The organism is Brevibacillus sp. AY1, from assembly GCF_029870785.1.
Classification (GTDB): Bacteria; Bacillota; Bacilli; order Brevibacillales; family Brevibacillaceae; genus Brevibacillus; species Brevibacillus invocatus.
On record NZ_JAFLPN010000006.1, the window covers coordinates 88,696 to 111,992 of the forward strand.

21 protein-coding genes and 1 pseudogene are annotated in these 23,297 nt (G+C 49.7%); 15 read left to right on the top strand and 7 right to left on the bottom strand.

From position 1 onward, the window contains the following. Nucleotides 1–137 precede the first annotated feature (137 nt). The 4 genes and pseudogenes from JZI27_RS08175 to JZI27_RS08190 all read left to right on the top strand — a co-directional run bounded on the left by JZI27_RS08175 (nucleotide 138) and on the right by JZI27_RS08190 (nucleotide 4,375). On the top strand, nucleotides 138–959 hold the full coding sequence (locus tag JZI27_RS08175) for an inositol monophosphatase family protein (protein ID WP_280207252.1): 822 nt from the start codon (nucleotides 138–140) through the stop codon (nucleotides 957–959). A 96-nt stretch (nucleotides 960–1,055) separates the two neighbouring features. After that, nucleotides 1,056–2,147 (top strand): glycoside hydrolase family 15 protein, encoded by a 1,092-nt coding sequence (locus JZI27_RS08180; RefSeq protein WP_280207253.1) that lies wholly within the window; start codon nucleotides 1,056–1,058, stop codon nucleotides 2,145–2,147. A gap of 159 nt (nucleotides 2,148–2,306) precedes the next feature. Then, nucleotides 2,307–3,678: pseudogene (locus JZI27_RS08185) on the top strand (peptide MFS transporter). 154 nt (nucleotides 3,679–3,832) lie between these two features. Continuing rightward, complete coding sequence (locus JZI27_RS08190) at nucleotides 3,833–4,375, top strand: nitroreductase family protein (RefSeq protein WP_122908683.1); 543 nt, start codon at nucleotides 3,833–3,835, stop codon at nucleotides 4,373–4,375. A 511-nt stretch (nucleotides 4,376–4,886) separates the two neighbouring features. Here the strand turns inward: JZI27_RS08190 and JZI27_RS08195 are convergent. Genes JZI27_RS08195 through JZI27_RS08205 form a run of 3 tightly spaced genes read right to left on the bottom strand, consistent with a single transcriptional unit; the run spans nucleotide 4,887 to nucleotide 7,178 of the window. Then, nucleotides 4,887–5,633, bottom strand: coding sequence for an amino acid ABC transporter ATP-binding protein (locus JZI27_RS08195; protein ID WP_280207254.1), 747 nt, complete (start codon nucleotides 5,631–5,633; stop codon nucleotides 4,887–4,889). Between the two features lie 20 nt (nucleotides 5,634–5,653). Continuing rightward, nucleotides 5,654–6,349: an ABC transporter permease subunit gene (locus JZI27_RS08200; RefSeq protein WP_481752803.1), complete on the bottom strand. Its 696-nt coding sequence runs from the start codon at nucleotides 6,347–6,349 to the stop codon at nucleotides 5,654–5,656. Further along, the gene (locus JZI27_RS08205) at nucleotides 6,336–7,178 is read right to left on the bottom strand and encodes an amino acid ABC transporter substrate-binding protein (RefSeq protein ID WP_280207256.1); all 843 of its coding nucleotides are present in this window, start codon (nucleotides 7,176–7,178) and stop codon (nucleotides 6,336–6,338) included. The genes JZI27_RS08200 and JZI27_RS08205 overlap by 14 nt, the downstream gene beginning before the upstream one ends. 292 nt (nucleotides 7,179–7,470) lie before the next feature. On the opposite strand from JZI27_RS08205, the gene JZI27_RS08210 reads away from it, so the two are divergent. From JZI27_RS08210 to JZI27_RS08235, 6 genes are all read left to right on the top strand, one after another. Beyond that, on the top strand, nucleotides 7,471–7,872 hold the full coding sequence (locus JZI27_RS08210; protein WP_280207257.1) for a hypothetical protein: 402 nt from the start codon (nucleotides 7,471–7,473) through the stop codon (nucleotides 7,870–7,872). 15 nt (nucleotides 7,873–7,887) lie between these two features. Further along, nucleotides 7,888–8,826 (top strand): AEC family transporter, encoded by a 939-nt coding sequence (locus JZI27_RS08215; RefSeq protein WP_280207258.1) that lies wholly within the window; start codon nucleotides 7,888–7,890, stop codon nucleotides 8,824–8,826. A gap of 186 nt (nucleotides 8,827–9,012) precedes the next feature. After that, a complete protein-coding gene (locus tag JZI27_RS08220) occupies nucleotides 9,013–9,810 on the top strand; it encodes a stalk domain-containing protein (RefSeq protein WP_122908677.1) in 798 nt (265 codons plus the stop codon). Nucleotides 9,811–9,894: 84 nt separating this feature from the next. Beyond that, nucleotides 9,895–10,056: an RAxF-45 family protein gene (locus JZI27_RS08225; protein WP_183184936.1), complete on the top strand. Its 162-nt coding sequence runs from the start codon at nucleotides 9,895–9,897 to the stop codon at nucleotides 10,054–10,056. 153 nt (nucleotides 10,057–10,209) lie between these two features. Next, a complete protein-coding gene (gene abc-f / locus JZI27_RS08230) occupies nucleotides 10,210–12,114 on the top strand; it encodes a ribosomal protection-like ABC-F family protein (RefSeq protein ID WP_280207259.1) in 1,905 nt (634 codons plus the stop codon). A gap of 169 nt (nucleotides 12,115–12,283) precedes the next feature. After that, nucleotides 12,284–13,936 carry a peptide ABC transporter substrate-binding protein gene (locus JZI27_RS08235; RefSeq protein WP_481752804.1) on the top strand — a complete coding sequence of 551 codons (1,653 nt, stop codon included), beginning with the start codon at nucleotides 12,284–12,286 and terminating at the stop codon, nucleotides 13,934–13,936. Nucleotides 13,937–14,024: 88 nt separating this feature from the next. On the opposite strand, the gene JZI27_RS08240 is transcribed toward JZI27_RS08235, so the two are convergent. Further along, nucleotides 14,025–15,041, bottom strand: coding sequence for a S66 family peptidase (locus JZI27_RS08240; RefSeq protein ID WP_280207260.1), 1,017 nt, complete (start codon nucleotides 15,039–15,041; stop codon nucleotides 14,025–14,027). A gap of 124 nt (nucleotides 15,042–15,165) precedes the next feature. Continuing rightward, entirely contained in the window at nucleotides 15,166–16,335 is a 1,170-nt protein-coding gene (locus JZI27_RS08245; RefSeq protein WP_280207261.1) for an MFS transporter, read from the bottom strand. A 258-nt stretch (nucleotides 16,336–16,593) separates the two neighbouring features. Here JZI27_RS08245 and JZI27_RS08250 point away from each other — a divergent pair, with 258 nt between their 5' ends. Beyond that, nucleotides 16,594–16,992, top strand: coding sequence for a hypothetical protein (locus tag JZI27_RS08250; RefSeq protein WP_122908673.1), 399 nt, complete (start codon nucleotides 16,594–16,596; stop codon nucleotides 16,990–16,992). Beyond that, on the top strand, nucleotides 16,989–17,189 hold the full coding sequence (locus JZI27_RS08255) for a YqgQ family protein (protein ID WP_122908672.1): 201 nt from the start codon (nucleotides 16,989–16,991) through the stop codon (nucleotides 17,187–17,189). Before JZI27_RS08250 ends, JZI27_RS08255 begins: the two co-directional genes overlap by 4 nt. 71 nt (nucleotides 17,190–17,260) lie before the next feature. Here JZI27_RS08255 and JZI27_RS08260 read toward each other — a convergent pair whose 3' ends face one another. Together JZI27_RS08260 and JZI27_RS08265 are read right to left on the bottom strand one after the other, a co-directional pair. Further along, nucleotides 17,261–17,701 (bottom strand): NUDIX hydrolase, encoded by a 441-nt coding sequence (locus JZI27_RS08260; protein ID WP_280207262.1) that lies wholly within the window; start codon nucleotides 17,699–17,701, stop codon nucleotides 17,261–17,263. 13 nt (nucleotides 17,702–17,714) lie between these two features. Continuing rightward, nucleotides 17,715–17,876, bottom strand: a complete 162-nt coding sequence (locus JZI27_RS08265; RefSeq protein ID WP_183184934.1) for a hypothetical protein — start codon at nucleotides 17,874–17,876, stop codon at nucleotides 17,715–17,717. Nucleotides 17,877–17,995: 119 nt separating this feature from the next. On the opposite strand from JZI27_RS08265, the gene tkt reads away from it, so the two are divergent. The 3 genes from tkt to JZI27_RS08280 all read left to right on the top strand — a co-directional run bounded on the left by tkt (nucleotide 17,996) and on the right by JZI27_RS08280 (nucleotide 23,216). Further along, on the top strand, nucleotides 17,996–20,002 hold the full coding sequence (gene tkt / locus JZI27_RS08270) for a transketolase (RefSeq protein ID WP_280207263.1): 2,007 nt from the start codon (nucleotides 17,996–17,998) through the stop codon (nucleotides 20,000–20,002). 220 nt (nucleotides 20,003–20,222) lie between these two features. Further along, nucleotides 20,223–22,766, top strand: a complete 2,544-nt coding sequence (locus tag JZI27_RS08275) for a transglycosylase domain-containing protein (RefSeq protein ID WP_280207264.1) — start codon at nucleotides 20,223–20,225, stop codon at nucleotides 22,764–22,766. 99 nt (nucleotides 22,767–22,865) lie between these two features. After that, entirely contained in the window at nucleotides 22,866–23,216 is a 351-nt protein-coding gene (locus JZI27_RS08280; protein WP_122908668.1) for a hypothetical protein, read from the top strand. Nucleotides 23,217–23,297: the final 81 nt, after the last annotated feature.

The following is a 23,297-nucleotide window of genomic DNA, read 5'->3' on the forward strand; positions in this document are numbered from 1 at the left end:
CGTGCAAGTTAATCCAGCCGTAGTGGTGGGAAGGAAACAGGGCGACCACCTTTCTAGCCTACTGCCTCTAGTCAGGGTGTAACAGGAGGTAAAGTATGGTACACTAGAGGCAAAGTCATGTTTGGGTGGCGATAAGTGTGCAATCATCATCACTGGCGGCGTTAAAGGAGCTGGCTCTGCATTGTGCCCGATCAGCGGGACAATTGAGTCTGGCACGTATGAGAGAGCCGTTTACCGTAGAATACAAGACATCTGCCTCCGACCTGGTTACGGCTGTAGATAAAGAAGTCGAGCAGCACGTAATCAATCTGATTCTCGAGCGCTTTCCGGATCACGGAATTTTGGGGGAGGAACGGACCTTTGTCGGAGATCCAGGTCAGTACGATACATTGTGGGTAATAGACCCCATCGACGGAACGACCAATTTCGTCCATCAGCAAATCAATTTTTCCGTCTCTATTGCCGTTTATCACAAAGGTGAGGGTTTGGTCGGAGCGGTTTACGATCCTTCACGCGACGAGTTGTTCTATGCGGTAAAAGGAGAAGGAGCATTTCTGAACGACCGACTGCTGCGCTTGGAACGGCATGTTCGACTAGAAGAGGCCTTGCTGTGCACCAGTGTCTTCTGGAATGAACGGGCTGAGCAGATGGGCATTGATCTGATCGTGAAAAAGCTGGCAGGCAAAGTGCGCGGCATGCGACTTTTGGGCAGTGCAGCCCTGGAGATGGCGTATGTCGCGGCAGGGAGATTGGATGGCTATGTCAGCCTTTCCCTGAACGCTTGGGATTTTGGCGCAGGAAGAATTATTGTGGAAGAGGCAGGCGGACGTGTCACCTCGATGGCAGGTACTCCATTGCCGTTCGACCAGAAAAGCAGCGTTATGGCATGCAACCCTGCCTTCTATGAAGAGCTTCAACACTACCTCAGCCTTTCGGAAAGTACAGACAAGGATTCATAATGACACAGGAAACTCCACTTGTCGCCTAAGACGGTGGAGTTTTTCCTTTTTCTATATGCAAGCGCACAAGCATAGGGTAGCAATAGAGAGAGGGGGATGGTTGTAACGAAGGAGAATCTCATTGCGAAGAGCATTCAGCTGATCAAGCAAAATCAGGCCAAGACAGGCGCATACCTGGCTTCTCCCGGGTTTGCCAACTATCGCTATGCCTGGCTGCGTGACGGGGCATTTACAGCGTATGCCATGAACCGCGTCAGTCAGCATGAGAGCGCTCGCCGGTTTTACCAATGGTGTGATGGGGTCATTCAAAAGCATGCTGGTAAAGCGCATCATGCGATTGCCTATGTACGGCAGCATGAGGGAGAAGTCCACTGGAACGACTTGTTTTTACATACCCGCTACACTGTAGAGGGGGATGAGGTAGCGGGCGAGTGGGGCAGCTTCCAACTGGATGGCTACGGTACCTGGCTGTGGGGACTTGCCGAGCATGTCCGCATGAGTGGCGAGCGAGAATGGATTCAAGCCTTCGCACCCTCAATCGAGCTGACGCTGGATTATTTGGCGGCGTGCTGGCGCTTGCCCAACTTCGACTGCTGGGAGGAAGCGGGAGACAAGCTGCATCCGACAACACTCGCTGCATTGTATGCGGGAATCAAGGCAATGGAGCCACATGTTCCCCAGCGTGCCGATGAATGCGCCAGCTTGGCAGCTGAAATCCGGCAGTTTGTTCGGGAAAAAGGCGTGCTGGGTAATCGCTTTGTAAAATCGCTGGGAAATCCCGCAGTAGATGCAAGCTCGCTGTGGATTGGCTTGCCCTTTGGCTTGGTTTGTATCGATGATCCCCTGTTGGCTGGGACTGTGGCGCAAATTGAGCGGGAGCTTCTGACTGGAAACGGGGTTCACCGCTATGCTGCTGACACGTATTACGGAGGAGGGCAGTGGCCGCTTTTAACCGCTTGGCTGGGCTGGTATTACGTTCAAGTCGGCAGACGCAAAGAGGCAGAGGAGCTCTTGGTATGGATCGCGACCAAAGACCAGCCTGCGGGCTTGCCGGAGCAGGTACAGGAGCACCTGCTTGCGCCAGAAGACTATCATCGCTGGCTGGAAAGCGAAGGGCCACCTGCTGTACCGCTGCTCTGGTCGCACGCCATGTTTCTCGTGCTGGCAGATGAATTGGGGTTTGTCTAACGCTAAATAGGGACGACAACATACGGTACCTCTATGAGAGGGCCGTATGTTGTTTTTCCAAGGGAGCGTTCCGGATGAGGCATAAAAAGAGCGTTCTGACAAATAGTAAATCGGGTAAGGTGCAATCGGTCCAGCCGAATGAAAAAGGGGGGAGATGGGATGAATGCAACCCTGAGCAAACAGGGGAGACAAAAACACCCACCGGGTCTGTACCTTCTGTTCCTGACAGAGATGTGGGAGCGGTTTAGCTATTATGGCATGAGAGCGCTCTTGACGCTGTATTTGACAACAGCTTTTATCAGCGGGGGGCTGGGCTTTGAAAAGGGTGCAGCTATGAGCCTGTACGGTTTTTTTACGGGTGCCGTCTATTTTACGCCACTAGCAGGCGGTTATTTGTCAGATCGTTTCCTTGGCCGCAGACTGGCGATTACGATCGGCGGAGTAGCGATGGCGTTAGGCAATTTCATGCTGTTTGCCCAACATAGCCTGGTAGGGCTGTATTCAGGTCTTGGTTTGTTGATCATTGGAAACGGCTTTTTCAAACCAAACATCTCGACACTGGTCGGTGAGCTGTATTCGGATCAGGATCAGCGCAAGGATGCAGCGTTCACCATTTTTTATATGGGAATCAATGTAGGTGCTTTCATCGCACCACTGGTTTGCGGCTACTTGGCAGAGGATCTCTTTAAAACGACGGTGGAAGGGGTTGTCCATTACGGCTATCGCTACGGCTTCCTCGCAGCGTCCATCGGGATGGTGATTGGCCAGATCCTGTTTAATTCATTGGGAGATCGATACCTGGGGGACATTGGTAAAAGACCTGTCGGCAAATCACCAGATCCGCAAGAAGCAGCAGCAGCACATGCACCGCTGACCAAGAAGGAGAAACAACGTACGGCCGTCATCATTATCATCACCTGCTTTGTCGTTTTTTTTTTGGGCTGGCTTTGAACAGGCGGGCAGCTCCTTGACGCTCTATACGGATATATTTGTGGACAAGCATGTATTCGGCTGGGAAGTGCCTACAGCTTGGTTTCAGTCACTCAATCCGATGTTTATCGTCATTTTTGCGCCAATCTTGTCTTCGGTATGGATCAAGCTGGCTGCCTCGAAAAAAGGAGATCTGAGTATTCCCACCAAAATGGGGATCGGCATGATCATGCTGGGAATCGGCTACATGATAGTGATACTGGCTGTCCTGCAAACGGGAAGTGACGAACAGAATGTGGTAGTGAAATCGAATATCCTGTTCATTGTCCTTACCTATTTCATGCACACACTAGGAGAGTTGTTTCTCTCACCAGTCGGGCTTTCGATGGTAAGCAAGCTGGCCCCGATCAAGCTCGCTTCCTTGCTGATGGGGGTATGGCTGGCGAGCACGGGCGTTGCCAATATTCTGGGTGGGAAATTGGCCGCTTTTACGCAGTCATTGGGTTACTTTGAGGTATTCAGCCTGATCGGTGCAATTTCCATTGTGATGGGAGCCATCCTGTTGCTCGTCTCTCGAAAACTGGTACAGATGATGGACTAACACATTAGATATAAATCAACCCGGGCAAAAAGTCCGGGTTTTTGTCTATGCATGTTTTACTTGATTTTCTAGCAGGTAAAGGATAATATATGAAAATGATAACCATTATCAAAACAAACGGTCTGCGACTACTTTTACATAAGAGGTGAATGATGTGTCGATTGCTTCCATTATTCGAGAACGACGCTCCATAAAAAAAGGATACAAGCCTGACCCGGTTCCTGAAGAGCTGGTTCTTGAGCTGCTCAACGATGCGGTGTACGCACCCAATCACGGATTAAGAGAGCCATGGAGATTTTTATTCGTCTCCAGTGAAAAAAAGGCTGATTTTATCGAACGCATGATGCCAGCGTTCGCAGCAGATCAACAGGAAAAGCGTCGCGGTCTGTTTAGCGAGCCTTCCGCCTTTCTGATCGTCATCATGAACGAGGACCCGCGACAAAAACAGTGGGAAGAGGACTTCTGCGCGACCAGTGCGTTGATTCAAAATTTTCAGCTGCTCGCTTGGGAGAAGGACCTCGGCGTAGTGTGGAAAACCAACCCGCACAACCTGGATCCGAAGGCCCGCCAAATTCTTGGCGTCCAGCCAGGAGAAAAGATCGTCGGGTTCCTGCACCTCGGATTTTTTGATCGTGCAGAAGCACCGCAAGCAGCGCCCCGAACACCAGCTGAACAAAAATTCTCGCGGTTCGAATAAGTAGAAGAAGGATAAGAGGATGCTCACAAGTGGTGAATCAACTTGTGGTGCATCCTCTTTTGGTGGAAAAAATCCGCCCGCAATAGGGGGCGAAACGGGCGGAAAAACGGGGACGTCATGTCCATCGTTTAGCTGACATCTTTTATACTAAAGATTGGATGTTAAGCAGGCGTATAGCTAGTTTGAAGTCATTGTTAATTTATCGCCAATGTGATCCGGCAATCACCCGTTTTTAGAGATTTAGGCTTTTGTATAGACAGGCATCCACGCGGACGGGACCCCCTGTTCATAGATTGATAAGTGAAACGCTGCTTTTCCGTATAAGGCAGCGCCTTCCAATCATGACTGAAAGGAGAGAGTCGAATGGGGCGTGGTTTTGGCTTTGACGGAGGTTTTTGGTGGATTATCATTATTATTTTGCTGGTGCTGTGCTTCTGCGATGATTGAGAATCGTCTTGATTGAGAGAAGCCCCTCTGTTCGATGATACATGGACAGAGGGGCTTTTCACATTCAGGCATCCTTCGCTTGCAGGTGCTGTAAAAACTGACGTGTACGTTCTTCACGAGGGTTGCGGAACAACTGCTCAGGCGTTCCCTGCTCCACGATGACCCCCTGATCCATAAAAATCACTTCGTCTGCCACTTCCTTGGCAAAGCTCATTTCATGGGTGACCACGACCATCGTCATTCCTTCCTGCGCCAGCTCCTTCATCACTTTCAATACTTCACCGACCAGCTCCGGATCGAGAGCAGAGGTAGGCTCGTCGAACAGCATCACCTGGGGGTCCATCGCTAAGGCACGGGCTATGCCTACACGCTGTTGCTGACCGCCAGACAATTGAGCGGGGTAATGCGCCTCCTTATCAGCCAGCCCTACTTTTGCCAGTACAGCCGAAGCCTTTGCCCGCGCTTTTTGTGGCTCCACTTTTTTCACAGTCACCGGGCCTTCCATGACGTTTTGCAGAGCTGTCATGTGTGGAAAGAGGTTGTAGCTTTGGAAGACCATCCCCGTCTGTCGGCGCAACTGTTGAATGCGGGCACGATCGACTTTTTGAGCGAAGTCGAGCTTTACTTCCCCGATCTGGACCGTACCGCTGTTGGGTTGCTCTAGAGCATTAAGACATCGCAGCAGCGTAGTCTTCCCTGAACCGGAAGGGCCGATGATCACCACGACCTTCCCTTTGGGGACAGAAAGAGAGAGGCCTTTTAAGACCTGCAAGGAGTGAAACTGCTTATATAAATCTCGGACGAGAATCATCGTAACTATTCACCTGCTTTTTAGACATAACGATCCAGTCTGTTTTCGATGCGGTCCTGCAAGATGGAGAGCACAAAGCAGATCATCCAGTAGATAAAAGCTGCTTCGACGTACAGGAGCAGTGGCTCATAGGTGGATGCGACCAGCTCTTGCGCCTTGCGAAACATCTCGGGGACGAGAATGGCAGCAGCCAGCGAGGTATCCTTCACCAAGCTGATAAAGGAGTTGGACAAAGGCGGGATACTGACCCGAGCTGCTTGGGGGAGAATCACCCGTTTCAATGCCTGCCAGTACGTCATCCCGATCGAATAGGCAGCTTCCCACTGTCCTTTTGGGATAGACAGGATCGCAGCCCGAACCACCTCGGAGGAATAAGCTCCCACACTCAAGGAAAAGCCGATGATGGCGGAGGGAATCGGGTCGATCATCACACCGATGCTGGGCAAGCCGTAAAAAATGATGAACAGCTGCACGAGCAATGGGGTACCGCGAATGATCGAAACGTAGATGCGAGCGAGCGCTACAAGCGGACGAATCCCGGAAATCCGGGCGAGAGCGGTCAGGATCGCGAGTATCAGGCCGATAAAAAAGGAAATGATGGCCAAGGTGAGAGAATAGAGCAAGGCTCCTTTCACCAGAGGGAGAAAGGAGCTTTGCGCAATATCAATCAATCGGTTCAATCGATCTGGGTTATCAAACCAATCATTTGGAAACATCTTCATTAAACCATTTCTCGGAGATTTGTTTCAGGGTACCGTCGTTGCTCATCTCGTCCAAAGCCTTGTTGAAGGCATCGACCAGATCTGTGCTGCCTTTGCGGAAAAGGAAGCCGTTTTTCGCCACGTTCGGATCTTTTGCGATGATCTTGATCGGTGTGTCTGGTTTTTGCTTCAGGAAATCAAGCAAGGACAGACCGTCGTTGATCGTCACATCGACACGCTTGGAGACGAGCAGGTCGATCGCTTGATTAAAGCCTTCAACGCCAACAATTTCCGCACCATTGTTTCTCGCGATATCGGTCAGGTTGCTAGTCAGGGTTTGTGCGGCTTTCAGTCCTTTGATGTCTGCAAAGTCTTTCACAGTAGTATTATCCTTGTGAGTCACCAGAACAGCCGTAGATACGGTGTACGGATTGGAAAAATCATATTTTTCCTGGCGATCAGGACGAATGCCTACCTGATTGGCCACGACGTCAAATCTCTTCGCATCCAAACCTGCAAAAATCGCATCCCACTGGGTCTCTTGGAAGACAGGCTCAACGCCAATCCGTTTCGCCACCTCTGTCACTACCTCAATATCGTAGCCAGTCAGTTTACCGGACTGGTCATGGAATGTAAATGGAGCGTAGGTTCCCTCTGTACCGATCACCAGTTTGCCTTCCGCTTTTACTTTGTCCAGCAAGGATTGCTCTTGTGTTCCTTCTGCTGGAGCGGGACTAGGGGCAGCCGGAGTTTGTGGGGCAGTAGAACCGGAACCCGAAGTACCGCAGCCCGTAATTCCGATGAGCAAACTAGCAAATAACAGTGAGAAAACAGCCTTCTTCATGAATAAAACCCCTTTAACTTGATCTGATTTTATGAATATATGGTATGGTTCGCTATACCATTTGTCAATAACAAAAGCGTTAAATCTCATTAACTTACTTGGTATTGGGATTCCTTTCATTTTTCCTATAGTGTACGCGGATGGCCGTCAGGGTATGTCTATGCCTGAAGAGGGGGGGGTTTGACAGTTGAGCAACCTGGGAAAGAAGCGTACAATGAGTACGGTATGAAAGAAACGATTCTTGCAATCCTTGCAGGTAATACAACAGAAGTTGATAAAGGAGTCTTCGCACATGTTAAACGATTGGCGTGTCTATATGGATGGAACGGCTGAAGAACAAAAACACGTAGCCTGGCATGAAGTGTTAAAAGGAATCGCGCAGTTGAATGGCATATCCCACACGCTGGTTCATGCTGCTTACGGGGATCACGTGGACCTTGTGGTTGCCGGCGGCAATCAAGGGAAGGTCCTGGTGCAATGGAAGGAGCATGAGCCGGTCGAACGCCATTTCGTTCTTGCGACAGACAAGCTGTCGGCCTTGATGTCCAATTTGGTGATCGAGGGAGAAGAGATCGCATTTCCGGCAAATTGGTGTGTGCCGCTCGAACTAGTGGTGCCCATCTGTGGAGATTTGCTGCGGTCCTGTGAAAAAGGCGAGCCTGACAAGCTGATGTGGCTCCCCGTGGAACCATAGGTCGGAGGATAGAGCGTGGAATTCCAAACGTTGCTGCAATCGATCCTCATTATGGCTGTCATTATCGGCATCGGCGGATTCATTGGCTTCAGGCAGCCGCTGACGAATGATTCGAGACAGCTTGTCATTACGATAATTGTCAATGTAGCTTTGCCGTGCATCATCCTGGATGGTATCTTTCAAACTCCGATTGATGACCAGCTTTGGACGCAAATCGTAACCACATTCTTCATTTCTGTTCTTCTGAATTGCTTCGGCATTTTTATGGGCTGGCTCGGCGCTCGTGCGCTGCCCGTAGATGAGAAAAAAAGAAGACAGATCGCCATTTTGTCTGGCTTGGGAAATACCGGATTTATCGGGATTCCGCTCTGTGCTGCATTATTTGGTCCAAAAGGCGCTCTTTTGGCAGCCATTTTCGATGCGGGTGTTGATATCGTCTTGTGGACGGTCGGAGTCATGATGCTGCAAGGAAGAGGGGCCTTCTCTCTGAGGGGATTAAAATCCTTGATCAACATCCCGATGCTTGCGATTGTTGGTGGACTTACTTTCGCTTTGATCGGATTTGTTCCCCCCGAGCCAGCCAAGCAAATTTTCGGGACGTTGTCCAAGCTGGCTTCCCCTCTCGCGATGCTGTATATCGGGATGCTGATGCCTCATTTTTTACAGGCCAAACGCCTTGTACCTATCCGGTTGATCAGTGTTCCGATCATTTTCAAGCTGTTTTTGTTTCCTTTGCTGACAGCGCTCTTGCTATCCGTGTACCCGATTGATGCGGAGATTGCCAGCATCACCTTGATTCAGGTAGCGATGCCTACCTTGACATTGGCTTCGATCTTGTTTGCGCGTTATGCAGGCGATGAAGAGATGGGGGCGATGACGACATTAATCTCCACCCTGCTTGCGCTGCTCACCATCCCGGCTGTCGTCTACATGGGAAGCCTGCTGCAACATTAATCAAACTGTTTGAAATGATCAAAAAGCTTAATGAAGATGTTCAAAATAGCCGAATCCTTTAATAAGAAGGATTCGGCTATTTAGGTTTTCTTACTAGGCTACAGGATATGAAACGAATTGAATCGAACACTAGTCTTACAGGGTAGAACCGGCAAGAATGAACAGAATGAATGGAGGTTGGCATTAATGAAGGGCAAGACCGTCTTAGCGATAGTTCTGGGATTGCAGATCGGATTTTCTTCGATGACATTACCGGCTGAAGCTACATTCCAAGTGAATGCTCCTATCCCTGCGACCTTAATGGTGAACGGACAATTGAAAAATTTGACTAAGGAACCCATCCTTATACAGGAAAAAACGTACATTGTCGCTCAAGACGCAGCGAAGGTCCTCCAAGCGACATGGAACCGGAACGGAAATACAGGCACGCTGGAAATAGGGGAGAGCCGCTTGCTGACCTTCCTGCTTGATCAGGAACAGGTCACCGTGAACGGTCAAAAGCAGGAAAACGGAGAGCATGCCGTGCTGCGGGATCAAGAAGTCTATCTGCCCCTTAGATGGGTTGTTGAACAGGCTGGACATGAGATTTCTTGGAACGCTCAGCAAAAGAAAATCGAGATCATAACGGTCCTCAAAGAGGGCGGTTTGACTTTGCTGGAACCGGATAGCTTGACAGCGGAAGAGCAGAAGTTCGTCGAATCGGTCAAAATGAACCAGGGCATTCACCAGCAGGGAAATTTGTTCGTCATTGCACGTGGCGAGTCGCCAAATCCAGGCTATGGCTTGAAGGTAACCGGTACGCAATGGACCTGGGAGCAGCTCATCGTCTCTGTCAAACTGACTTCTCCTGATCCGGATAAAATGTATCCGCAGGTCATCACTTACCCCTATGTCGTGGCGAAAGCGGAGCTACCTCCCTATACGACCGTTGTTTTCGTCGATGCGGATACGAACAAGGTGCTCTTTTCCAAGGAACAGGAGTAACATTCTCTGTTGAAATTCCTTTGCGCTTGCTGTATAGTCTAAACATATTCCATTTTTTCTCTTTTGAAAGGGAGGTGTAGGTACGTGGTTGGAGCCGTTCACGCTTGGTTTGTGGTAGAGACTACCAGTATGACACATGATTTTACTGTCAACGGGATCAGTCTGCCCTTTTTTAACCAAACAACTGAACGGAAAACCAGAGGCGTACCAACCATCGATCGGGGAGAACTTGTTAGTGCGAGCTAGCAAGGATTACGTGACGTGCAAAGCGTGATTTTTGTGCTTTGACGAAAACGAATGGATCACGAATGATGCTGCGGGTAGATGCCTGCAGCTTTTTTGCGTTCTTTACCGGAAATACCGATCCGATGCAACCCCATTTCTAGGAGGAAATCAAACATGATTATCGTGGCTACCAAACAATTGCAAAAATCATACGGAGCAGATCCTGTTCTGCAGGATGTGACCCTCGAAATAAAAGCAGGTGAACGCGTAGGGATCGTAGGACCGAATGGCGCGGGCAAGACGACATTGTGTAAGGTGCTGGCAGGAGTGGAGGCGCCAGATGCAGGAGAGCTATACCGTGCAAAAGGCAGCGTATGGGCCTATCTGCCGCAAACGCCACAATACGATCCAGCCTGGTCTGCGCGCGATGTGATCGCGGAGGCATTCGCTGAAGTCGGGAAGATCCAGAAGCAGATGCGCGTGCTGGAAGAGCAGATGAGCGCTGCCTTCGACTCGGAAAAAGAGCTGGAGCTACTCATGCAGCGCTACCAGAAGCTGCAGGAAGAATTTGAGCTGCTGGATGGCTACCAGTGGGAGACCCGTATGGCACAGGTAACAGAGGGGCTGGGCATGTCACCCGAATTTTTGAATACGTCCTTTGCGCAGCTAAGCGGCGGAGAGAAGACGAAAACTGGCCTGGCGCGCCTGTTATGCCAGCGAAGCGACGTTCTGCTGCTGGATGAGCCGACCAACCACTTGGATGTCGAGTCGATGGAATGGTTGGAGACCTTCCTGAAGAGCTATCCGGGAACCGTGCTGATTATCTCGCACGACCGTTACTTCCTCGATGCTGTCGTGACGTCGATTTATCACGTAGACGGCGGTGAAGCAGAGTTTTACATCGGCAACTACAGTGCGTTCGTCAAGGAGCGGGAGGAAAGGCTGCTTCGCCAGTTCGCTGCCTACCAGGAGCAGCAGAAGCAAATCAAGAAAATGAAAGAAGCCATCAAGCGCCTAAAAGAATGGGGCAACCGCTCGAATCCTCCGAATGAAGCTTTTCATCGTCGTGCGAAAAGCATGGAAAAGGCACTGGCGAGAATCGAACGGATCGACAAGCCGAGGCTGGAAGCAGACCGGATGGGACTGCAATTTCAAAAAACGGAGCGCAGTGGTCAGGACGTGCTGGTGGCAACGGGTGTGCACAAGAAATTTGGCGCAAAAGAGCTGTTTGTAGACGCCAGCTTTTTGCTTCGATACGGCGAGCGCAAGGCTCTGCTTGGCCCGAATGGCTGCGGTAAATCCACCTTGATCAAAATGCTCCTGGGCGATGTGACCCCTGATCAGGGGACTTTGACGATCGGCAGCAGTGTCAAAGTGGGGTATCTCTCTCAGCAGGCACTGGAAGGCGATCAGAATCGAAGGGTCATTGAAGTTTTTCGAGAAGTGGCCACAGTGACAGAAGCAGAGGCGCGACATCTTCTTGCTCGTTTTCTGTTTTACGGTGAGCAGGTGTTTAAGCGTTTATGCCAATTGAGCGGTGGTGAGCGAATGCGCTTGCGTTTGGCTCAGATGATGCATCAGGAAATCAATCTGTTGATTCTGGACGAACCGACCAACCATCTCGACATCGAAGCCCGTGAAACACTGGAGGAAGCCCTGGCAGATTTTCGTGGCTCGCTGTTCATTGTCTCCCATGACCGCTATTTCCTGCAAAAAATGGTGGATGGCGTCTACTGGGTGGAGGATGCCAGACTCCTGCACGATGTTGGTTCGTATGAAGAGGCACGAGATAAACGCAAGCAGCGAGAGTTCGCCAAAGCTAGCGTGCCAGCTCCAAAAGAGGTCGCTGTAGTCCAAGAAACAAAGCCAGCTGTGAAAAAGGCGAACCCCTATAAGCTGGCTGAACTGGAGCGGGAGATTGCTCAACTGGAAGCAGGACGGGATGAGCGCAGGCAATGGCTCGAACAAGGACATGAAAGCTATCAGCAGCTCCTCGCATGGCAGCAGGAAGTAGATCGCATGCAGGTTAGGATTGACGAGCTAAGCCTAGCGTGGATCGACATGCAGGAGAGTGAATAGGAGATTAGGGTACGGATGGTTATTTTTGTTAATCATTCTTTAGGACTTTAAATAAAGCAGAATAGAAACAAAATTTAAATAAATTGAAATAAAATCTATACCAGAACCCTTCAAGCCTCCTATTTCGGTGCGTTATAGTAATGGCAACTGGAAAAAAGGGGGAATTCGATTGATTAGAAAATTACCAGTATTAACCAGTTCCGTTGTGCTGATGGCCAGTGTGTTAACAGCTTGTTCTGGAAATGCACCTACCTCTGCGGATCCTGCGACTACGACCAGCCCATCCAGCTCGACCGCTCCTGCTTCCTCGGAAACCAAAGGAGAAAAGGTGTTTCGCATCAACATCGGGTCTGAGCCATCTACGGCTGACCCAGGCTTGTCAGATGATACGACTTCTAGCATGGTAGTCTCTACTCTCTTTGATGGCTTGACGAGAAAAGGCACAGACGAAAAAATTCACAATGCGGTTGCCGAAAAAATCGATATTTCTGAAGATGGCTTGACGTATACTTTCCATCTGAGGGATTCCAAATGGAGCAATGGCGACCCCGTCACGGCACAAGATTTTGAATATGCATGGAAACGCGCGCTGGACCCAAAATTTGCTTCCAGCTATGCGTATCAGCTGTTCCATATTAAAAACGCAGAAGCCTACAATACAGGGAAAGCAACGCCTGAGGATGTCGGCGTAAAAGCAATAGACGATAAAACGCTCGAAGTCCAATTAATTAACCCGACACCGTTTTTCTTGGAGCTGACCGCGTTTTCCACCTATTTCCCGGTCAATAAGAAGGTGGCGGAGGCCAATCCCAACTGGGCCATGGAAGCTGACACTCATGTAGGAAACGGACCTTACACATTAGCGAAATGGGAACATAAAAACTCCATCACTTACCTGAAAAACGACCATTATTGGGATAAAGAGAACGTCAAGGTAGATCGTATCGAAGTAGCGATGATCGAAGATAACAATACGGCCTTGTCGATGTTTGAAAATGGGGAGCTGGATTGGGCAGGCGCTCCGACAATCAGCTTGCCAACCGATGCCATACCGGCATTAAAGGACTCCGGGAAGATGATTACCAAACCGACAGCATCCACGTACTATTACGGCTTCAACATTGAGAAGCCGCCATTCAACAATGTGAAAATCCGGAAGGCGTTCAGCTACGCGATTGATCGTCAACAGATCGTAGAAAATATCATGCAGACCGGACAGGTACCTGCGCTAGGCTTCCTGCCACCAACGATGGCAGTAAATCCGAATGGATACTTCAAGGATCATGATACGGCTCTTGCCAAACAGTTGCTTGAAGAAGGCATGAAGGAGCTGGGGATTAGCAAGCTACCGCCGATCGAGGTGATCTTTAATACCAGCGATGGACATAAAAAGATCGCTGAAGCTATTCAGGACCAGTGGAAACAGACACTCGGCGCTGATGTCAAAATATCCAATTTGGAGTTTAAGGTATTCCTGGACACGGTAGACGAGACCAATTATCAAGTTTCCCGCAGAGGGTGGCAGGGTGATTTTAACGACCCCGTCAACTTCCTGGATATTTTCCGTGAGAAAAAAGGAAACAACAGTACAAACTGGATGAGCCCGAAATACAACGAGCTACTGGAGCAAGCAAGCAAAGAGCTGGATCCTGCGAAAAGAATGCAGCTGTTTGGCCAGGCAGAGCAAATATTGATGGATGAAATGCCTGTAGCTCCCATCTATTTCTATACAGACAGCTGGCTGCAGGGCGAAAACGTGAAACAAGGCATCTACATGGATTCATTGGGCAACGGTGATTTGAAATATGTAGAGATGAAGTAATAAACGCTAGATCTTAAATCAATCAAGGCTAGGGACGCAGCTAAGCTGTTTCTCTAGCCTTTTCTCATGCTGCTTCTTCTGGTGAGTCCTATGGAAGAAAGCTCTGCCGAATCGTTCCCTTGTTTTGCTTCACGGTTACTTCAGCAAAGGAACCATTAATCAAGGTCACCTGCGGCGGTACATGGCCACAATCGATATCATAAACGATCGGGAGCATGAGCTCTGTGGAAAGATCATGATACACATCTTCGGCGGTGTAATCCTGAACAGGCTGATTGGCTGGACTGCGGCCAAACAAAATGCCCGAGCAATGATCAAACCAGCCAGCCAATTTCATCTGCACGAGCGAGCGGCGCAGGTCTGCCGTTTTCAGCTCGCAATTTTCGAAATACCAGAGGATGGGTTCGTCTTGAATGAATCGCTTTTGAAAATGTTTCACGTTCCCATACGGTGTACCAATCAGATGACGAATGACATCGATACAGCCACCAAGAAGCCGTCCCTGTATGTGTACGTCGGCTTGGGAGACCGTTTTCCAGGAAGTAGGCTCCGTCAAATGAAAGACACATGGTGACGGGTTTTCAAAGTCCCATTCCTTTTGATAGAGCTGCGAGGAATGTTGGAGGAACGATTCGCCTGCTTTCATCGCTAGTAACGATTCCCACATGGAGGTTGTGTCGTCCGAGTATTCGCCGCGCAGATCGATCAGATTGGTTCCGTGAGCAGTGGCAAGTCCGTTTTTTAATGTGACCGCGAGGAGAATCACGCTGGTATCCGAATAGCCTAGAATCCACTTGTCTTTCAGCGTCTCAAAATCGAGGTATTCCAGCATTTCGATGCAAAGCTCCCCACCCCAGGGCGGAAAGATCAGGTGGATGGAATCGTCTGTCATCATCGACTGAAATTCACGGGCTCGCACGACGGCAGGAGCTGATTTTGCCTTGTGCTGTTGCCAGGCCGTATCTTTGCAGATCACCTGGTAGCCTTTTTGCTTCATGCGCTCACAAGAGAGCTGGAGCAGGTGATGCAAATTGACAGGTACCCCGGATGAAGGAGCAGTGACACCTATGGTGGCTCCCTTTTGCAAGATTGGATATCGAATCATCTTTCGCTCTCCTCCCGTATTTTCGGCTATTATACCAAGCAGGACCTAGGCGGGCAAGGGAATGAATAAAAACAGCTATCTCGGATCGAGATAGCTGACTTGCAAGCGGTGAAAAATATTCTAACTATGCTTCTACACTAGGCTCAGGCAACCGTTGGTGGCGACTGCGGAACCAGAACAGCACGATTACCATCAGAACACCACCCAGGATGAAGGGACCGCTCGCCGTGAACTGGTAGACTGCGCCTCCAGCCAACGGGCCCAGAATGCGTCCCAAGCTGTCCATTGAACTGATCGCACCGGTGGTGACGCCTTGGCCAATCGTGGTGCGCTGTGTGATCATTGCATTGGCAGTAGCCCGGATCATGCCTTGTCCAGCCCCAAACAACGCGAGAATGAGCGAAAATGCCCAGAAGTTGCCGGAAACGGGAATCGTGAAAAAGCCGATTCCGTAAAGGCACATGCCGATGAACAGCACTTTGCCTTCACCCCAACGATTGACCATCTTGCCAATCATGCCGCCTTGTACAAAGGCAGCAATGATTCCCATGATGAGAAACATGTAGCCGAGATCACGGGAATTAAAGCCGTACAAATCGCTGATGTACAACGCGAAGGTTGTCTCCAAACCGGAAAAGGCAAACGAGACGACAAATAAAATGGTGTACAGCAAGGCGAGAGGGCCAAAAAGTGCGTTAAACGGATTTGGGGCCGACCTTTTTTGGGCATGGCTCCGTTTTTCCTTGGGCAAGCTCTCGGGCAAGGCAAACAAAATAACAAAAAACGTGAGCAACGCAACTCCGCCCGAGACAAAGAACGGAACCGCTACGCCGTAACCACTCAACAATCCGCCGATTACCGGACCAAATACAAAGCTCAAGCCAATCCCTGCGCCGACGATCCCCATTCCCTTGGCGCGTTCCTTGGGCGGAAACAGATCAGCAACCATGGCATGGACGGTCGGAAGGGATGCAGCGGAAACGATGCCTCCGAGAATGCGATAGATGAGCATCTCTGTATAACTCTCTGCCAAACCAAACAGGATAAACGTGATGGCAAAGCCTAACAGGCCGAATGAAACGAGTGGCTTGCGCCCAATTCGGTCTGAAAGGGAACCCCAAATCGGCGCAAAAATAAACTGCATGATGTTGAAGCTTGCGAAAAGAATGCCGAGATCAAAGGAGGATGCCCCAAGCTTATCCGCAAAAAACGGCATAATGGGGATAATAATGCCAAAGCCCAACATGGTGAGAAATGCAATCAAGAACAGGAGGGCAAGGTGCTTCTTATTCACAGAAAATACCTCTTTCCACAATATATCTTGTACTTACGTTTCAACGTAAGCCCTCTTTGTATGTAGAAGGCTTCATTATCATTTTTTTGATTTCGTTCTTCATTAAACCCTTCAATTGTTAGCTTTTTTTACCTTACGTGAAGGATTCAGCGAAGTCAAGCTACACAATGGGCATGTGCACCAGTACGTGCTATAATGTACGAGAAAGTCGAAGCGATTTTTTCATTTCTAGTATCTTTTCATGAGGAGTTTGGAACCATGTCTACTGCGATGATGTACTACCTAGCCTGGCATGAGGATGATTGGCTGGATGAGATGCTCGACCGTTTCCCTGAAGTGAATGCGGTGGTGCCGACGGCCAAGACATTTGAGATGCTGGCAGAGCAACGGAAATCAGGAGAAGTGAAAAGGGCGGTGCTAGTCCTGAATGCTGCGCAGGAACAGGACAGATGCCATGCGTTTATACGACAATGCATGGAAGACCCACTGTTATCTGCTGATCCTTTGTACATCGTCGGATTACGACCGGATGAGGAAAAAGCTTGGCAAGAAACGTATCCACATGCGAAGATCGTCGTAATTACCGGCTTTGCCGTCGAGTTTGACTACGATGCCGTCCTCGCGAGGATGGAAATCGATCTGGAGGGATCCGAATGAAAACTGGCCCGAACGACTTCGATTTAAATGCGTTTCTGCAGCGATTCCGTTTGCATGTGTACACGGGTGATCCCGAGGGGGATTTGCTGCTGCTCGAGGATGAAATTCGTGAGCTTTACGAGCTGAATGTCATTGATAAGGAAGAGTTTATGGAGGCTCTTGCGGCAGTCAAAAACAGAAGACGCTTACAGCGTTAAAGTATAGAATAATACGAAGAACACCCCAAACAGCCGTAGAACGTCGTTACGGCTGTTTGGGGTGTCTTTATTTATTTCTTCCAGCCAAAGCTGTCAAACCAGGTTCCCTGTTGATAGTTGCTAATAGCTTGACGAATATAGGGAATCATATTCGCAGGCAATTTCTGCATGTCCACCCAGATGAGCTCGTCACATTTGTCAGGCTCAGTGTTGACGATCTCACCCGACCAGGACGATGCAGCGAGAAAAAAGTCAATTCTCTCGTCAGATGAGTGCCGATGCATGACCCCAACGATTTGCAGGTCTTCTTCTCGGACCACGATTCCGCACTCTTCACGCGCTTCGCGAATGGCGGCGTGCTTGACTTCTTCTCCGCCGTCCATATGTCCGGCGGGAACACTGTAATTGCCGTCTTCGTAGCCGGTGTTGTATCTGCGCAGCAAAAGAATCTCCGTCCCCTTTACGAGAAAAAGATGAACGGCAACAGGCATGGTAAACCACTTTTTCCCCATACTTTAGGCTCCTCTAGGCTTCTTCACGTCGAGATTGATTTTGTTCCGTACGTTGTTTTCGCAGCTTTACCCGATTTTTTTTGAACATGGGCGAGCTGGAGAATGCAAAAATCATCATGCCAAATCCGGCCAAAGCCAGAACAATTCCGATGATTAAGGAAAGCGTAGGAGACATGTCAGAGATTAACCTCCTTTTTCTTTTCGTTGCATGATTGTAGCTAGCAACTGTGCTATAATTGGACAGTCATGTTATTACCCGAATTTTACAAGTACACACAGGGAGGATCGTGTAAGATGACTCAGCAATCAACTGTTGATCAGCTTTCCATTAATACAATCCGCACGCTGGCCATTGACGCCATCGAAAAGGCAAACTCCGGTCATCCGGGAATGCCGATGGGCGCTGCTCCTATGGCGCATGTCTTGTGGAGCCGCTTTATGAAAGTAAATCCAAGCAATCCGAGTTGGATCGACCGTGACCGCTTCGTGCTCTCGGCTGGACATGGCTCTATGCTATTATACTCGATGTTGCACCTGATGAAATATGATGTTTCACTGGAAGACCTCCATAACTTCCGTCAATGGGGAAGCAAAACACCGGGGCATCCGGAGTTCGGTCATACAGCAGGCGTAGATGCGACGACAGGTCCTTTGGGTCAAGGGATTGCAATGGCTGTCGGGATGGCAATGGCTGAAAAGCATCTGGCTGCCACCTACAACCGGGACAAGTTTGACCTCATCAACCACTATACCTACGTGATTTGCGGCGATGGCGATTTGATGGAAGGTGTGGCCAGCGAAGCTTCTTCCCTGGCGGCACATCTGAAGCTGGGCAAGCTGGTTGTCCTGTACGATTCCAATGATATTTCGCTGGACGGAGAGCTGTCTCGTTCCTTCTCGGAAAATGTGGCCGGGCGCTACGAGGCGTATGGCTGGCAGTACCTGCGTGTCGAGGATGGCAATGATCTGGGTGCAATCGAAGCGGCAATCGCTGAAGCGAAGAAGGATCTGGATCGTCCAACCCTGATCGAGGTAAAGACCATCATTGGCTTCGGAAGTCCGAACAAAGCAGGCTCCAGTGCTTCCCACGGCTCTCCTTTGGGCAAGGACGAAGCAAAGCTGGCCAAACAGAACTATGAATGGAACCATGATACGGATTTCCATGTGCCAGAAGATGTAGCTTCTTTCTACAGCGATTTGGCTGAAGCTGGTAAAAAGGCGGAAGCGGCATGGGCAGAACTGTTTGCTGACTACGCAAAGGCTTATCCAGAGCTGGCAGAGCAGTTCCAAATGGCAGTAGACGGCAAGCTGCCTGCTGGTTGGGATCAGCAACTGCCTGCGTACGAAGCAGGAGCGAAGCTGGCGACACGGGCAGCTTCCGGAAACGCGATCAACGCACTGGCAAAAACGGTTCCGTTTTTCCTGGGCGGTTCTGCTGACCTGGCAAGCTCCAACAACACGCTGATTAAAGAAGGCGGCAATTTCCTGCCTGGCAGCTTTGAAGGACGCAACATTTGGTTTGGTGTACGTGAATTCGCGATGGGTGCTGCATTGAACGGTATGGCCCTGCACGGTGGAGTAAAAGTATACGGCGGAACGTTCTTCGTATTCTCCGACTACCTGCGTCCTGCAATCCGTCTCTCCGCTCTGATGAAACAGCCAGTCGTTTACGTGTTTACGCATGACTCCATTGCGGTAGGGGAAGATGGACCTACCCATGAGCCGATCGAACAGCTGGCATCCCTGCGTGCCATGCCAGGTCTGACCATTCTGCGCCCGGCTGACGCGGCAGAGACCAACGAGGCTTGGAAATATGCCATTTCCCGTACCGATGAGCCTGTCGTTCTGGTTTTGACTCGCCAAAACCTGCCTGTGCATGCAGAAAGCATCGAGAAAGCGTCTGAAGGTGTGAGCAAGGGCGCTTACGTCCTGGCAGATGCGCCAAGCGGCAAGCCTCAGCTGATCCTGATTGCAACCGGTTCGGAGGTTTCGTTGGTGATGCAGGCTCGTGAAGCGCTGCTTGCAAAAGGAATCGAGGCGCGCGTCGTCTCCATGCCTAGCTGGAATTTGTTCGAGAGCCAAACCAAGGAGTATCGTGATGCGGTTCTGCCTCCTGAGGTCAAAGCGCGTCTTGCAGTAGAAATGGGTTCTCCATTCGGCTGGGAGCGTTATGCGGGCGATGGCGGCAAAGTGCTCGGCATCAACCAGTTCGGCGCTTCTGCACCAGGTGATAGAATCATGAAAGAGTACGGTTTTACCGTGGACAATGTAGTAGCTGAAGCGGAAAAACTGTTGAAATAAGGAATGGCAACATTAAAGGAGCGGCTACAACTCGGTGTGATACCGAGAAGTAGCCGCTCCGTTTTTTCCGTTACTAACAAAAATGGCGAACCTCTCCTATAAAGATGAAGAATACAACAAAGAGAGAACAGCTGAGAATTTACACCAATTACTAGGCAGGAAACTTTTTTTATTTGTTTTCGTCTATAATTGTGTGAGATCACGAACTAGGAGGTCAGTTATGGCAACAAAGGCTAAGAAACGGGTCAAAAAGAAAAATAAACTGCTGATGTTTACCGTTTCTTTTGTCATCTTTTTAATCCTCAGCGTTATTGGGGGTTACTTCTCCCTGTTGTATGCAGGAGAAAAGATGATCGATACTACAAAACTAGATGCTTTGAAGACAGAACCATCTATTATTTTCGATAAAAACGGTAAAGAAATCATGAGTTTAGTAAGGCAAAAAAATAGTGATTACACACCCTTCAATGAAATTTCACCGATGCTGATCGACGCTCTACTGTCTGTAGAGGATAAGCGCTTTTATGAGCACAAAGGTATTGATGTGGTCAGGATCGGTGGAGCGATTGTGAATGACATTAAAAAAGGGTCATTAGCAGAGGGTGGCAGCACCATTACGCAGCAGTTGGCGAGACGAGTATTTCTCTCTGCAGAGAAAACCTTTTGGAGAAAAACCAAGGAAATGAGTATTGCGGTCGCACTTGAACGCAACTACTCCAAGGATCAGATTGTCGAGATGTACTTGAACCAGATTTACTTTGGTGAAGGCGTCTATGGTGTTGGAGATGCAGCGAGAGTGTACTTTAATAAAAAGCCCTCCGATCTGACCATTTCGGAAGCGGCCATGCTTGCAGCTATTCCAAAGGCACCATCTGTGTATGCGCCATTCGCAAACCGGGAAAAGGCAAAAGAAAGACGAGATACGATTCTCCGTCTCATGAACGAAGATGGTCATATCACGTTGGAAGAGAAAGAAAAAGCACAAGCCGAGCCACTGCCTGAGGAGACAAAAGTGACTTCAGAAAGTGGATTTAAAAAAGGCAATCGTGCGTTCATTGATTACGTATTTCGTGAAGCGGAAGCCAAGTACGATGTGACAGAAGAAGAGCTGTATCGCGGAGGCTGGTACGTTTACACCACGCTTGATTCCAATATGCAGGACGCGATGGTAAACCAGTACAGCAATCCGAAAAACTTTCCGAAAGACGGCGCACAGCGTGGTGTCGAATCCGCGATGATCGTGGTCGACTCCAAAAACGGCGGGATCGCTGGTATGATCGGTGGACGTAATTACGTAGCCAAGGGCTTTAACTACGCGACACAAATGCAGCGTCAGCCGGGCTCGACCTTCAAGCCACTGGCTGTTTACGCCCCGGCGATTGATATGAACGGCAAGAAATGGGGAAGAAATTCCTCGCTGAGCAACAAGAAGCAGAGCTTCAACGGCTATGAGCCACGCAACTACAACAACAAGTACAGTGATTCTGTAAGCATGAACCGCGCCTTGATTGACTCACTCAACGTACCTGCTGTATGGCTGTTGAACGAGATTGGCGTAGGCGAAAGCTTGAAGTACCTGAAGAATTTCGGAATTGATCTCTCGCCTGAGGACCGAAATCTGGCGATCGCACTGGGTGGTTTGGACAAAGGGACGTCTCCATTGAAGATGGCTCAGGCGTATACGGCATTTGCCAATGGCGGGGTTGTCTCCGAGGCATTTTCCATCAGCAAGATTGAAAACAGGAGCCTCGGCGTAGCGCATGTCCATGAAGTGAAGCAGACGAGTGTGCTGAAGCCGGAAGCATCCTGGGAAGTGCACACCATGCTGGAGCGAGCCGTGCAAGAAGGTACGGGTAAGGCTGCCCGCATTTCTGGTCGTCCTGTAGCAGGAAAAACAGGTACGACACAATCGATGGCAGGCGGCAGCAATGTGAATAAGGACGCCTGGTTCGTCGGCTATACGCCTGAGTACGTGGCCGCAGTCTGGATGGGCTTTGAGCCTGAGGACAAACAGCATTTGATGACCCAGGGAAGCAGCATGACGGCGGGTATGTTCTCCAAAGTGCTTGGAGAAGGATTGAAAGGCGTCAAGTCCGGGCAGTTCGTTCAACCTGCTGGCTTGCGTGATCAGGAGGAGGAGGAAGAGACCGTACCTCCGATTGATTTGGCCGCAGATATGACGCTGGATAATGACAAAGTGGTCGTCGTACTGAGCTGGATTGGCGGTCTGCCGGATTACACGTATGATGTGTACCGCATCAAGCCAAGCGGAGAACGCGTCCTGATCGCTAAAGATCTGGCAGAAAGCCAATACGTTGACGTGTTAGACAGCACGACGTTGTACCAATATATGGTAGTTCCGAAAACGGCGGATGGAGAGGAAAAAACGCCTTCCAAAATGGTCGATGTGAACACCAAGGAGCTGGAAAAGCTGTTTGAGGGAGCGGAACAGCACCACGAGGATGGTACGGAATTCCCGATCGAGGGAGATGGACAGCAGCCGGGAGACTGGTCGGATGGAGGAACTTCTGAGCAGCCAGGTGGTGGATTTCCAGGAAACGCAGGGAACCATGGCAATAATGGAAATAACGGAAATAATGGAAACAACGGGAATGGAGGAAATTCTGGGAATGGTGAGAATTCAGGAGAAATACCGGTGACGCCGCCAGACATCTTCACGCCTGATCCTGGTACAACTTCGCCAGGTATTGAGCTTCCGCCACCACCGACAGAAGAGACTCAGTCCAATGACACACACGGCTGATGAATTGAATAGATAAGGTAAGCAAACACTTTCAGCTATTTGCACATCTTTCTTGGCGTGGTACAATACCTATAAATCGGGAGACAGGAGGGAAAGTCTATGTCTGACTTCGCAAAAACAGATTTACCCCCATTTTTCATGGAGCAATTACGACGAGCCAAGGTGAATTTTGAGCGAGCTCTCGACTGTAAACACACCGATTTTGATGATCTCTACCCATACATGAACGAGCAGCCTCAATTTTTCTGGTATAAACGCTATGTCGCTTGGTCAGAATTGTTGACAGTAGTGCGTTTGGCCAAGGAGCTTGGCATTGAGTGGACCGCTGATTTTAGCGAGCAGCAAGTGAAGTTCATCGAGGGAAAAGTCCTGCAAGGAAAGGTGCTCGACTACTGGAATCCAGAAGCCGAGACAGAAGAAACAATCAGCCAATTGGAAGAAGAAAAATAAATGCAAAAGCGCGTTCTCCTCTTGGGGGGCGCGTTTTTGCCGTCCTTGCATGTTTACAAGCGGTAGTCAGCCATTCAAAAT